Genomic DNA, 12827 nt, shown 5'->3' with positions numbered 1-12827 from the left:
TTTAATTAATAGTGGGTTGGGTTAATAGTAGATTGATTTCTATGTGGTTGCGTATCACATAAATAAGAAAGGAAGGCATATTTTCGCCTCCGCTGTGATTCGTTAAGTCGCTAGCTCTGAGAGCGAATTTTGGACGACGAGTTAAACTAATAAAGACGTCATTTATCTAAACCGTGTTGGAGCAGAGATGAGTCAGAGCAACTTTTCTGAGCTGATGACTATCTGAATTGAAAAGTGAGGCCCAGACTATCCCAAGCTAGAATGTTCCAAGTAAGAATGCGCTGGCATCCTTACTTGGCTGGGGGACTGCATGTCAGAGGGTATTATTTCGTCGGCTTTGGATCTTCATATGGTAAGCCTACGTATTGCTCGGCAATCATCGTTTTACCTGATTCGCTATGTAGGCAGTAATCCAGTTCAGAGGTCATGAGGTGACTGAATATAGCGCCATCCGTGTTGTTCACGCTTAGTTCGTCAAAGTCGTGCAGCATGTTGGTCATCCACCACGAGAAACGCTCGCCGTGCCATACTCGGCGTAAGCAGATATCTGAATATTGCTTGATGCATTCCATGTCGTCATTTTTGTACACTTGAGTCATGATCTTGTACAACGTCGCCACGTCAGAGGCAGCCAGGTTAAGCCCTTTGGCACCTGTTGGCGGTACAATGTGTGCAGAGTCACCCACTAGAAACAATCGACCGTATTGCATCGGTTCACACACAAATGAACGCAGTGGCGCGATACTTTTTTCGATACTAGGACCGGTTTGTAAGTTTTTGCTTGCTTCAGCTGGTAATCGTTTTTTCAGTTCGTCCCAAAACTTATCGTCGCTCCAATCTTCAACTTTATCCGTTGCGGGAACCTGTAAGTAATAGCGTGAACGAGTGGATGAACGTTGGCTTGCCAGGGCGAAACCTCGTGGGTGTTTGCAGTAAATCAGTTCATCATCAACAGGTGGGGTATCGCTTAGCAGCCCAAGCCACCCGAATGGGTAGACTCGCTCATATTCTTTACGGATGGTATCTGGAATCGTTGGTCGTGATACACCATGGAACCCATCACAACCAGCGATAAAGTCACATTGCAACTCATAAAGGGTACCTTCGTGCTCAAATCTGACCGCTGGGGAAGTAGAGTCAGGCGCGACAATTTCTGTTACTGGCGCATCGTAAAAGCTTGGTAGGCCGGCAGCACTTCTCGCTTCCATTAAATCGCGGGTGATTTCGGTTTGTCCGTAACAAGTCACGACTTTGCCACCAGTGCGTTCTTTGAGATCTATTCTTGTACTTTCGCCGTCGACACTGATTTGAAAGCCGTCATGGATGTGTCCTTCTTTATCCATACGAGCGTTACAGCCTGCTTCTTTGATGAGGTCAACAAAACCTTGCTCAAGGATGCCGGCACGTATTCTGGACAGGACATGATCAGCAGTTGAACGTTCTACGATGACATTATCAATGCCCTGTTTCGCAAGCAGTTGGCCAAGTAAAAGACCTGAAGGGCCAGAGCCAATAATTGCAACTTGTGTTTTGATAACTTCCATTTTAAGCACTCCGCTTGTTTGATTCCTTGTGTTTCTATTTTGTTAATAAAGTGTGATTCTCTCCATTCACATACAGGGCAATTCCTTGTACTTTTAAGTCATATATGGATATTTTTTTGATCGGTTGGGTGAGTGATGAGTTCGATATCTGATGTGCCAAGGTTCTTCTTATATGGAGAAGAGAGTGACAGCAATAATTCCGAGTTTGTTCACGTGGAGACCATTGCTGCTCGCAGCGAAACCAGAGGGTGGCGTATTAAGCCACATCGACATGGAAAGCTATTCCAAATCTTAGTTTTGGATAGTGGGAATGCAGAAATTTCTTTAGATAATAAAAAGATACATGTTAACGATGCCAGCGTGATTGCAATTCCTACTGGGGTGGTTCATGGCTTTGTTTTTTCACCGAATACGGAGGGATATGTTGTCAGTATCGCGGAACCGATGATTCAACATTCGGCGTTATCGTACGCTGAGAGTGTATTTGAGACCGTGCTGGATAAACCAAGAGTGCTCTCATTTTCAACTGAGGATAAGGTTCTTACTCAACTGCATAATTATTGTAATTTATTGTCATCTGAACTGAATGCACACGATGTGGGAATGAGACAAGCTTCTGAATGGTTAGCAAAGATGATCTTATTGACTCTATTCCGAGCAATAAAGCAACAAGACGAAGAGACTAACGTTGGTAGCTCAATAAATAGTCACTACTATCAATTCCAAAAACTACTCGAGAATAACTATCGTAGTCATTGGACTGTCGCTCAATATGCGCAAGAGCTGCAAACGTCTGTTTCGACGTTAAATCGCGTATGTCGCAAATCAAAAGGTGTGGCGGCAAAATCGATTATTGCAGAGCGACTGTTTGTGGAAGCGAAGCGCAGCCTTCTGTATACCCAATTGCATGTTGACCAAATTGCCTACAATCTGGGATTTGAAGACCCTGCGTATTTCTCTCGCTTCTTTAAGAATAAATCTGGGTTGAGCCCGACATCTTTCAGACAACTCAACCCATTCGACACGGAATATTAGAAAACGCTTGGATTAAAAAATATCCAGGTCATTACCGAGCACGACTTCTCCGTCGTAGCTCGCCTGAATTTCTTCCAATACGGATTCGATAGGCGCGCTGTAATGGAGAATGTGGCTAAGCACCAGCAATTTAGGTTTTGCTTCAGAGGCTATCTTCGCTAGCTCACTGGTTCTGGTGTGACTTGTGGAGTGGTATTTTTGCCAAAATTCAGAAAGCTTCGACAGCCCTTGTTCACTGATCACTTCATGCACCAAGACATCAGCGCCTTTCGCGATTTCGATCATCTTGTCTGAGTAGGCGGTATCGCCACTGATAACCACAACCTTGTCTGGCGTTGTCACTTTGTAGCCAAAGGCAGGACGGATATCACCATGAGGAACGGTAAATGCCTCGATTTTAACACCATCTTGATCATAAACGGTGTTGCTTTCGGTGTATTCGGTCACGTTCATCTGGTAGTTGGTTGGATCTTTTAACGGCTGCTTACCACTTGTGCGTAAACCAATATCAACCGACAACATGTCATAGTAGCCCGTTACAAATTTTTCCGTACCAACAGGGCCATAAAGCGATACTTTGTCGTCACGTCGCCACCAATAGGTTGCTGCCAATTCCGAGATGTCCAGAATATGGTCACTGTGAAGGTGTGTGATGAAAACGTGTTTGATGTTGGTTGGGTATAGGGCTTTGATGCCTTTCTTTTGTGCTGCTTCAATGGCCTTTTGAACCATGCCGCCACCCGCATCAAAGATGAATGCCGTATCGTTATACACTACGGCGGTTGATGGGCCAGAGCGGTCAGCATCAGGGACTGGCGTTCCCGTTCCTAACAAGATTACATCGGTTTTGGCTGATGCACTGACGGATAACAGTAAACCTAGGGCACAAGTTATCGCAGGTACACAAATACCTGATCTAAAAATTTTCATTAGATTCTCCGGAAAGTTGAGTAGGGGAAAGAGCCCTCACCACAGTCCGTGTGGTGAGGGTTATAGGAATTATTATAGAAGTCCCAGGGCGAGTGATGGGAAGCCGATGATTAATAGCAGGCGAGTGACGTCTGACATAACGAATGGGAACACGCCTTTGTACATGTCCTTAATGGATACGTCCGGTGCTAACGACTTGATGACAAATACGTTCATCCCTACTGGCGGTGTAATCAGCCCCAGTTCTACGGTAATTACAGCAACGATACCGAACCAGATTGGGTCAAAGCCTGCCGCTTCGATGAGTGGGTAAACCACCGGCACTGTCAGTAGCAACATAGCAATACTGTCCATGACACAACCTAATAGGATGAACAGCAACAGCACCGCAAACAGAACCATGTAAGGAGAAAGCTGCAGGCTATCGACCACTTCCACCAAGGTGTAAGAGATTCTTGAAACTGAAAGGAAGTAGCCAAAAATTTCTGCACCAATGATCATGAAGAAGATCATGGACGAGAGAGCCAGTGTTTCCTCTACCGCTTCAACGAATTGTTTCCATTTCATTCCTCGGAACAAGGCGATGACTAATGTACCTGCCGCGCCAATAGCTGCTGCTTCGGTTGGTGTAAACAGGCCAAAGTAGATACCGCAGATGATGAAAGCGAAGATGCCGGTGAAAGGAACTAAGCCTTTAAGCCCTTTGATCTTCTCTGCAAATGACGTTTGTTCACCTGGCGTTGCTAGCTCTGGTTTTAGCCAAACTGTGATAGCAATAGTCGCACAGTATAAGAACAGGCCAAGTAACCCAGGGATTAGGCCAGCGATAAACATGTCACCCACAGACTGCTCTGTGATCAAGGCGTAAAGCAGAAGCGCGATAGACGGTGGGATCATGATGCCTAGAGTACCACCTGCCGCAAGCGTACCGGTTGCCAATGACATCGCGTAGCCATTCTTTTCCATTTCTGGCAGAGCAACGCGAGACATACTTGCTGCGGTCGCCAGAGAAGAGCCAGAGATAGCCGAGAAAACACCACAAGAGGTTACTGCTGCCAGTGCCATACCGCCGCGCCAGCGACCAAATAGTGTTCTCGCACCATGAAACAGCTCTTGAGACATCTGCGCTTTAGAGGCAAAGACACCCATGAGGATAAACATAGGAATCGGGCTAAAGCTGTAGTTAGACAGGGTCTCAAATGGGCCGCTGTCCAAAATTGCCATCGCTGAAGGAAAAGCAACAATAGATCCGAACCCAACAAACCCGGTTACCGCCATGGATAACGCGATAGGAGCTCTGAATGCCATCATTACTAACATTAACGCAATACAAATTAGACCAATCGTTGAAGCATCCATTAGACTAACTCCTCTTTGTTTCGTTGTTGCACGTTACTTTTTTTGTCGCTTGACTTTGCTGGTTCATTACCGCCATTTTTTGTCGCTGGGGTATGGCAGTGAAAAATAAGCTCACCGGCGATGATCAATGCGCGGATTGCAAGTAGCGCTGTGGCGACAACGACTCCCATATAGATGTATTCCAGCGGGATTTGTAAGTCCTGAGTGGTTTCTCCGGTAAGCGCGGCTGATTCAATCGCGTCAAAGAAACGCACTGACATACCCGCGCCCAGTAGTGCAAAACCTAGGTTGTAGAAGGCTTCAAGATATATCTTCACACGATGATTCATTTTCTCAGTAAACAGGTCAACAATGACCTGAGATTTGGCTACCGAGTGAGGCATAGTCAGCAAAATGGCAAACAGCAAACCAAACTTAATCAGCTCTATGCCACCGACAAACGTCAGGTCAATGCTACCGTCCGTAAAATTAAAAACCGCACGAGTGATAACGTCAGCAAGCGTGATGAACATCATCGACACTAAGATAAAACCTGCGCCCAAGTGAGCGATATGTGCTGCGCGATTGACTAGGTTGATGAGTGTTTTCATAGTCTCATTCCCTTAATTCAGGCTGAAAGGCAGCGGTTAGTTACTACAGTCTTGCGACAGTTCCATTGCTCGCTTGTAAACATCACGTGCGGCTAGGCCTTTCGATTCCAAGTCCGACAAGTAGTTTTCGATCACTTTGTCGAAGATTGGTTGCCAGGTTGTTTGGTTGTTTGATGCATCAATACGGTTGATTGTGTGACCCGCTGCTTTCGCTTCTTCAAAGCCTTTGCTATCTAGATCATCAAATACTTGTGCCGCAATGTTCGACCAAGCGGCACCTGAGTTTTTGTCGATAACCGCTTTAAGTTCATCATCAAGAGAGTTGTAGACATCGCTATTCATCGTCACGATGAAGGCTAGCGAGTACAACCCACCCACTTCAGTGTGGTTTTCTGCCAGCTCGTTAATTCTGAAGCTCTTCACTCCTTCCCAAGGTAGAGCAACACCATCAATCACACCACGTTGAAGCGATTGATAAGATTGCGGCGCAGGCATACCGACAGGTAGTGCACCAAGCTCTTCTAGTAAGCCACCGATGACGGCAGTTGGACGACGAATGCGAAGGCCTTCTAAGTCGCTAGGCTGCTCAATATTTTTTCCTTTTACGTGCAGTAAGCCCGCACCGTGGGTAAATAGGAACAGTGGTTTTGAATCCTTGTATTCATTTGCAAACGCACCTTCTTCGTATAGCTTTTGAATCACACAAGAGCCTTGAGTTGCGTTTTGTACCACCCCTGGTAGCTCAACGATTTGAGTCAGAGGAAAGCGGTTTGCTGAGTAACCTTGCACCGTTGCAGTCATATCTAAGATACGGTGTTTAACGGCATCATATTGTGCTGGTGGCTTGGCGAGAGTAGAAGACGGGTATAACTCTACGTTGATACGGCCATTAGAATCCGCTTCAACGGTGTCAGCCCACTTTTGATAAATCTCTTTATGAATATCAGATACTGAAGGCCAAAAGTGTCCGAATCGCAATGTAACATCTGCGGCGAAAGCAGGTGAAGCTAGCAGAAGTGATGACAATGCAGTGGCAGCAGTCTTTTTAATAATCGTATTCATACTTAAACGTCCAATTGTTAGTAGAGTGTTTTCGTAAAGCGCTCTTTTAGTCAGGCTATTCTTTTTCTTGGGGCTGAATAAAATCGTCAACTTTTACCCGTCAGCGGTTTTTACCTTATGTAAGATGTTAAGGTTAAGTTAACACTTGATTCGCCATGACGTTAGTTAGAAAAAGGAAAAGGCTATTCAATTTTTGAAATTCTGTGACTTTAATTAGAGGGAATTCTCGGGCTAGAAACTAAAAATTATAGGGGTCAGATGATTGATATAATTCATGTTTCATAGTCATGTTTTAGGTATTAACTCCTGAGTATCGGTTATGTTAATACATGAAAAATACTTGAGTCAGAAAGTAACTATAATTTGTGTTACATAGGTGTTTCTTAGGAGTGTGATATGTGTGGCAGGTTAAATGTGATCAACGAACCGCTTTGTCGAATTGTTTCCGCGCAGCTCGGCATTAGTTTTAAAACGGAGACCAATAAAGACCTAAGACCGACCCAGATTGTTTCTACGGTTGGCGCTGTACACGGAGAACTTCAACAGCTCGATTTACCTTGGGGAATACAACCCGACTGGGCGAATAACCTGATCATAAACGCCAAAGCTGAAACGGTGGCGGTTAAGGCCACATTTGCTCATGCATTCGAGTTTAACCGAGTGGTGGTTCCGTGTTCCGGTTGGTATGAGTGGCAAGAAGAAAATGGGAAAAAGGTCAAATATCTGTTCAGTCCAGGCGAGAGTGATGTTTTATACATGGCTGGCATCGCCTTGAATGAGGCTAAAGATCTGGTCACATTAACCACAGAGCCAAATAAACAATGCAGCGAATTTCATCACCGCATGCCTTTGTTAATTCCAGATAATGAAGTCTTGAACTGGATAAGCGGAGAAGGCAAAAGCGTATATAAGCTGCTAGATAATCAATTTAATGAAACGTTGACGATCAAAAATGCGGACTAGTTTTGTTTAAGAGGTGATGCCAAACGCTTGGCATTTACCGTTGTTGAATTTAATAAAATTGACTTGTTGTGCTGTTGGTTATTCCAAGCGCGATGATGTGATGATCTTTGGAGTAAAACTCGACCCTTTTGCACCACCAAAGACAAATTCGCGTAAGTTTGTGCTGGCAATGTCGCATTTGGCAAAAAGAATCTCAGAATATATGCAGTGACTTTCATCGTTGTCTAATATCAAAGGATGAAAATAATGACTTAAATATATGGAAGCCGGGGCTTAGTTGATGCGAGCACAGATTCAGTCTTTGACAAAGAATAAGAACTTCAACGAATTACTTTTTTCTTCAATCTTTATTAACCTGCTGTCTCTTGCGTTGCCTTTCAGCATGCTGCAAATCTACGACAGGATCTTACCGAATGAAGCGTATGGTACAGCAAATGTGTTGTTGTTGGGTGTTGCGGTTGCGATTCTTCTAGAGGTGATATTGCGCTATGTCAGAAGTTGGTTTCTTGCTTCTGCGGCTGCCAACTACGAGTTTGATGTCACTGCAAAACTGATAACGCGATTGTTAAAAGCCGATTACCAGTATTTGCAGTCGTTGGGTTCTGGAAAAATATTAAGCGGCTTAAAAAGTGTCTCTAGCGTGCGTGACCTCTATTCAGGGCAGGCTGCGATAGCCTTTATGGATATTCCCTTCACCTTACTATTTTTGGCATTGATTGCTTATATTGGTGGCTGGGTGGTTTTGGTTCCTGTCGTGGTGTGGTGTATCGCTGGGCTATGGGTTTGGCGAGTAAGTAACAAGTTATTGGAGGTGACTCAGGAACTCGCAGTCACGGAAAGTGAACGCACGCGCATTCTCGTTTTGGTCCTGTCAGGCGTGGCAACGGTAAAAGCGCTCGCGTTAGAAGCACGAATGACATACCGATATAAAGACGTTAACCACGAGAATCTGAAAAAACAAAACGAGGTTGACTGGCAAGCGGCGAAACTTCAAGAGCTAATTCAAGGTGCCTCGTTAGGCACAACGTTAGCGCTTGTTATTGTCGGGTGTTTGGCGGTATTGGATGGCCAAATGACCACTGGTGGTTTGGCGGCATGCTCGATCTTGGCTGGGAGATCGGTCGCACCGCTCAGTGCTTTGGGTAGTCTGCGCGCTAAATTAGTGACGGCACGCGCAGCCAGTCAGGACATTGAAGATTTAATTAATGCACCTCAAGAGCAATTTACTGCGCAAACCGTATATCAGAGCAAACTGCCATCGGGGCCAATATCATTTACTAACGTAAGTGTGAGTAAAGTTGGCGCGTCACTTTCCGACATTAACTTGAGTATCCCTTCAGGCTCCATCACCGTTGTTAATTCTAACCCCATGAGTTATGCCAGTTTGTTGTTAAGCTCACTGGGCGCTTACCATCAGCCAGAGCAAGGAACTATAGCGATCGCAGGTGTACCACTGTACGAGCACGATGAGTTCGAATTTCGTCAGTCAGTTAGCTATGTCGCGCCATGGGGAACGCTGTTTCATGGGACCGTGTTGGAGAACATGACTTTCTTTCGTCATGAAAGTGAACCGTATGCGATGGAGTTGGCCGATCGGTTGGGACTGTCTGACACTATCAGCCAACTTCCTTACGGCTTTCAAACGCCAGTAGGGCGGCATGATAACGCTAGCCTGAATAAAGGGGCGATTAAGCTTATTTCTTTGATTCGGGCACTGTCTCAGAATCCTTCTATTCTCTTACTGGATGAACCAATGGTATCGATTGATGCTGATTCACAGTCAAGATTGTTGTCATTACTCAATGAAAAGCGAGGAGACATGACGATCATCATTGCGTCCTATTTTGATGAAGTGATAGCGCTCAGCGACAGTCAAATTAGTCTATCGATTGAAGGTCGGTTGTCGTCAAAGCAAGTTACGGGAGAGAGCTAATGTCGATAGAAGATCGTTCAATAATTGGAATGAAGCCGGTGATGGCAACGTTTTTTGATCAACTTGGACTGCACGCGCAAGCCAGGAGCATACAAAAAGGTCATGTGGCCAATGATCTTAGCTATTTAGATACCTACGTTCTATTCAAAAAGCACCAACTGGATGTCACCGTTCACTCTTGCATTGCGACAAAATTAAAAGACTCGATTTACCCCTTTATTTGGGTAAATGACTCGGGCAGTGCTGAGATTGTTCGCTGGCGTCAAAATCAGTGGCAAAAGCTTGGAGAAAATAAGCAATGGCACAATCTGGATGGAGAGCCGGAAAGTGGCTTTGTATTTATCGTTAATGCGTTACCGATGGAAGGAAACAAAACTCAGCGTTTTCTGGCTCATTTTCGTAAGAAGGTGAAATGGTATCGTCCTATTTTCTGGTTAAGTCTTTTGTCTGGGATAACGGGTTTAGCCATTCCTCTATTTACTATGGCTGTTTATGATCGCGTTATTGGTGGTCATGCACCGCAGATTCTACCCAACATTGCTTTTGGTGCGGTGTTGGCGCTGATCATTATGGTCGGCAGCCGATTTTTCCGTGCTCGATTGATCGCAGGGGTGAGTAATCGGTTTGCAAGAGATTTATCTGCGTTAACTTTTAACCGATTATTAAGCATGCCACTGGCGGTATTGAGCAGAGTAGGGTTGGCCAGTCACATCAGCCGTATTCGGAATTCAGAAAATGTGCGTAAGGTTATTTCTGGCCCTTCTGGATCAGGTCTGGTGGATTTACCGTTCACGTTGATACCACTGCTAGCCATCACATTATTAAGCGGTTGGTTAGTGCTTGTTCCTATCGCGATGTTGATGATTTTCTATTTTATTTTAAAAGGGTTAGAGCGGTATGTAAAAGCAGCCTCGCCAACGATTAGCAGTGATTATCAAGGTAGCTTCAACGAAATATCACAGTGTATTCTTAATCTGAAAATAGCGGGCGAATCCCAAGGTTGGTATCAGCATTTCATGCGTAGAGCCAAAGAGAACAGCCAGCAAAACTTTCTCTACTCTAAACGTAACGGATTAAATAGCGCCGTAGCGCATGGGATGGGGCTAACTACCGTATTGGTCTCTGTATTTTCAGGCATTTTTCTGGTGCTGAATCAGCAGATGTCGCCAGGTGCTTTGATCGCGACCACTATGCTGATTTGGCGGGTTACCGGACCTGCTCAGTTGGCGTTTGCCTCGCGCCAGAAGTTTGCCATGGTCAAAGGCACTATCGCACAGTTTGATCGTTTGATGGAGGTTCCAACAGAGTTTCATTCGTTGAGGCTTGAGTCTCCGGAAACACATCAGCCTCCTTCTGTTTCATTTAAGCATGTGACTTTGTGATACGGTGCAGAAAGTGAACCCGCATTGTCAGGGGTAACATTCGATGTAGAACCTGGTGAGCTGGTGGCCGTCATCGGCCCGAATGGTTGCGGTAAAACTTCTCTCTTACTATCGGCACTCGGTGTTCTGGAAGGTCAGGTGGGTTATGTGTCTATCAACGGCAAAAACACCAAACAGTATGACCCAGAAGCGCTTCGTCGTTGGGCTGCATATAGCCCAACTCACGCAGATATTATCCCCGGTTCTTTAGCCCAAAACCTCAGGGTCGCGAATCCAGACGCATCTGATGACGAAATTCGAGACGCCTTACATGCCGCAGGGGCGACCTCGCTCTTGCAAGCTATCGGAGATGATATTGATACCGAGGTATTCCATCGTGGTGAAAATGTCTTTTCTGCGGTTGAAAGCTCCTACGTCGGGCTTGCCGTTGCACTGCTGAAAAATTCACCTTTTTTAGTGTTGGATGAACCTATTGCCAATCGAAACCCGTATGCAAAAAGAGCGTTTAAACAGACATTGATGAAGCGTCGAGGACACGCAACAATTTTGTTTAGCAGTCATGACAAAGAACTGATCGAACTCGCAGACAAAGTGATCATTTTAGACAAAGGCAGTTTGGTGTATTGCGGACCAATTATTAAGCAAGCTGAACCGTCACAACAATCAGAACAACCAGAACAAGCAAACGCAGGGGTAGCACAGCATGGATGATAAGCAACTGTCGAATCGTTACTTACCAGAACATGAATTTACAGAAGCCATCGAGGCACCATTGGAAAAACGCCTGATTAAACAGGTGATGTGGTTTGTTGTTGGTTCGGTATTTTTAGTCTTGCTTTGGTCATTGTTTGCCGACATAGAAGAAATCGCCAAGGCAAAAGGACAAGTTGTTCCTTTGGGTCACAAGCAGGTCATTCAAAGCCAGTCAGGAGGAACATTGGCATCGGTTTTAGTTACTGAAGGCGACTTGGTCAGCAAGGGCGATGTGATCGCGAGTTTTGTGTCGGTCGACAGCCAAGCAGTAGAAGAAGAGCTACTCGGTCAACAAGCTAACCTTCAGTTACGAATCGAACGGTATAACGCATTTATCGAAGGGCGACCAGCGGATTTTTCCTCTTATGAATTGACGTACCCTGCATTAGTCGAGCAACACCAGAAAAGTCTGGCGAGGATGAACAAAGAGCGTGAAGCGATTATGCAGTTATCTGAGTCCGAGATTGCGAAATCGAACGCAGAACTGTCGAGCATCGATTTGGAAATCCCTCCGCTTCAAGACCAGATCAACTCATCCCGTGAATCATTGCGTTTAATGAACTCACCGAGAGGCGTTCAGGCTGTATCGAAATTGACCATCTCGGAAACCCAGCAGAAATTGGATGCGTATTTACGTGAGTTAAAAAGTCTCGAAGGTAGGAGAACGGTGCTGGAGAGGAACATTGACAACCAGCGCCGTCAATTTGAACAACGGGAAGCGACGCTGTTTAAAGAAGTGGGTGAAAAGCGTGCTGATGCACATTCAGAGTTAATTGGTGTGACTGCGAGATTGAAATCTTCCGATCTGCAAATCCAGCAAGATACGGTAATGTCTCCGGTTGATGGCATTATTCAGTCGATACCGAATACGTCATCTGGGAGTGTAATCCAGCCGGGAGGTACAGTAGCCGTGGTGGTGCCGACGACTCCAACTGCCTTACTGGAAGCTAAGTTGTCACCTCGAGATATTGGCTTTGTGACGGTAGGGCAACCAGCCAAAATCAAAATCGATGCGTTTGACTACAGCCGCTATGGCGCAATAGATGGGGTTGTTGAACGGATTTCGCCGACCACTGACGCCGATGAAAAAGGTGGGGTTTACTACAAAGTCCGGATTGCGATTGAGAAGCCATACTTTGGTGCAGAGCCAGGAAAGCTAAACTTATTACCAGGTATGACTGGGGAAGCTGACATCGTCACCGGAGAAAAAACCATCTTCCAATATTTATGGAAGCCCGTATTTACCAACATGAGAGAAGCTTTTGGCGAACGCTAA

At 45.4% G+C, this 12827-nt stretch carries 11 protein-coding genes; 6 read left to right on the top strand and 5 right to left on the bottom strand.

All coding sequences use genetic code 11. The annotated features are described in order from the left end of the window. Positions 1-323: 323 nt before the first annotated feature. Positions 324-1544, bottom strand: a complete 1221-nt coding sequence (gene pobA / locus VER99_RS16260; protein ID WP_020334249.1) for a 4-hydroxybenzoate 3-monooxygenase — start codon at positions 1542-1544, stop codon at positions 324-326. 135 nt (positions 1545-1679) lie between these two features. On the opposite strand from pobA, the gene VER99_RS16255 reads away from it, so the two are divergent. After that, complete coding sequence (locus VER99_RS16255; RefSeq protein WP_020334251.1) at positions 1680-2579, top strand: helix-turn-helix domain-containing protein; 900 nt, start codon at positions 1680-1682, stop codon at positions 2577-2579. Between the two features lie 12 nt (positions 2580-2591). Here VER99_RS16255 and VER99_RS16250 read toward each other — a convergent pair whose 3' ends face one another. From VER99_RS16250 to VER99_RS16235, 4 genes are all read right to left on the bottom strand, one after another. Continuing rightward, positions 2592-3509: an MBL fold metallo-hydrolase gene (locus VER99_RS16250; RefSeq protein WP_020334253.1), complete on the bottom strand. Its 918-nt coding sequence runs from the start codon at positions 3507-3509 to the stop codon at positions 2592-2594. Between the two features lie 72 nt (positions 3510-3581). After that, a complete protein-coding gene (locus tag VER99_RS16245) occupies positions 3582-4868 on the bottom strand; it encodes a TRAP transporter large permease (RefSeq protein ID WP_014233895.1) in 1287 nt (428 codons plus the stop codon). Continuing rightward, on the bottom strand, positions 4868-5458 hold the full coding sequence (locus VER99_RS16240) for a TRAP transporter small permease (RefSeq protein ID WP_020334254.1): 591 nt from the start codon (positions 5456-5458) through the stop codon (positions 4868-4870). The genes VER99_RS16245 and VER99_RS16240 overlap by 1 nt, the downstream gene beginning before the upstream one ends. A gap of 36 nt (positions 5459-5494) precedes the next feature. After that, positions 5495-6520, bottom strand: coding sequence for a TRAP transporter substrate-binding protein (locus VER99_RS16235; protein WP_020334255.1), 1026 nt, complete (start codon positions 6518-6520; stop codon positions 5495-5497). Positions 6521-6916: 396 nt separating this feature from the next. Here VER99_RS16235 and VER99_RS16230 point away from each other — a divergent pair, with 396 nt between their 5' ends. From VER99_RS16230 to VER99_RS16210, 5 genes are all read left to right on the top strand, one after another. After that, positions 6917-7483, top strand: a complete 567-nt coding sequence (locus tag VER99_RS16230) for an SOS response-associated peptidase (protein WP_020334256.1) — start codon at positions 6917-6919, stop codon at positions 7481-7483. Between the two features lie 280 nt (positions 7484-7763). Beyond that, complete coding sequence (locus VER99_RS16225; RefSeq protein ID WP_020334258.1) at positions 7764-9416, top strand: ABC transporter transmembrane domain-containing protein; 1653 nt, start codon at positions 7764-7766, stop codon at positions 9414-9416. Continuing rightward, on the top strand, positions 9416-10798 hold the full coding sequence (locus VER99_RS16220; RefSeq protein ID WP_020334259.1) for an ABC transporter transmembrane domain-containing protein: 1383 nt from the start codon (positions 9416-9418) through the stop codon (positions 10796-10798). Before VER99_RS16225 ends, VER99_RS16220 begins: the two co-directional genes overlap by 1 nt. A 24-nt stretch (positions 10799-10822) precedes the next feature. Next, entirely contained in the window at positions 10823-11509 is a 687-nt protein-coding gene (locus VER99_RS16215; protein WP_020334260.1) for an ATP-binding cassette domain-containing protein, read from the top strand. Beyond that, positions 11502-12827, top strand: coding sequence for an HlyD family type I secretion periplasmic adaptor subunit (locus tag VER99_RS16210; protein ID WP_020334261.1), 1326 nt, complete (start codon positions 11502-11504; stop codon positions 12825-12827). Before VER99_RS16215 ends, VER99_RS16210 begins: the two co-directional genes overlap by 8 nt.

It is taken from the genome of Vibrio natriegens NBRC 15636 = ATCC 14048 = DSM 759 (assembly GCF_035621455.1).
Lineage (GTDB): Bacteria > Pseudomonadota > Gammaproteobacteria > Enterobacterales > Vibrionaceae > Vibrio > Vibrio natriegens.
This window is presented reverse-complemented; position numbering and strand designations above follow the sequence as displayed.

What these genes read in the sequence shown, in the direction of transcription:
- pobA (WP_020334249.1), bottom strand. Translation starts at nt 1,544, where the DNA reads ATGGAAGTTATCAAAACACAAGTTGCAATTATTGGCTCTGGCCCTTCA.
- VER99_RS16255 (WP_020334251.1), top strand. Translation starts at nt 1,680, where the DNA reads ATGAGTTCGATATCTGATGTGCCAAGGTTCTTCTTATATGGAGAAGAG.
- VER99_RS16250 (WP_020334253.1), bottom strand. Translation starts at nt 3,509, where the DNA reads ATGAAAATTTTTAGATCAGGTATTTGTGTACCTGCGATAACTTGTGCC.
- VER99_RS16245 (WP_014233895.1), bottom strand. Translation starts at nt 4,868, where the DNA reads ATGGATGCTTCAACGATTGGTCTAATTTGTATTGCGTTAATGTTAGTA.
- VER99_RS16240 (WP_020334254.1), bottom strand. Translation starts at nt 5,458, where the DNA reads ATGAAAACACTCATCAACCTAGTCAATCGCGCAGCACATATCGCTCAC.
- VER99_RS16235 (WP_020334255.1), bottom strand. Translation starts at nt 6,520, where the DNA reads ATGAATACGATTATTAAAAAGACTGCTGCCACTGCATTGTCATCACTT.
- VER99_RS16230 (WP_020334256.1), top strand. Translation starts at nt 6,917, where the DNA reads ATGTGTGGCAGGTTAAATGTGATCAACGAACCGCTTTGTCGAATTGTT.
- VER99_RS16225 (WP_020334258.1), top strand. Translation starts at nt 7,764, where the DNA reads ATGCGAGCACAGATTCAGTCTTTGACAAAGAATAAGAACTTCAACGAA.
- VER99_RS16220 (WP_020334259.1), top strand. Translation starts at nt 9,416, where the DNA reads ATGTCGATAGAAGATCGTTCAATAATTGGAATGAAGCCGGTGATGGCA.
- VER99_RS16210 (WP_020334261.1), top strand. Translation starts at nt 11,502, where the DNA reads ATGGATGATAAGCAACTGTCGAATCGTTACTTACCAGAACATGAATTT.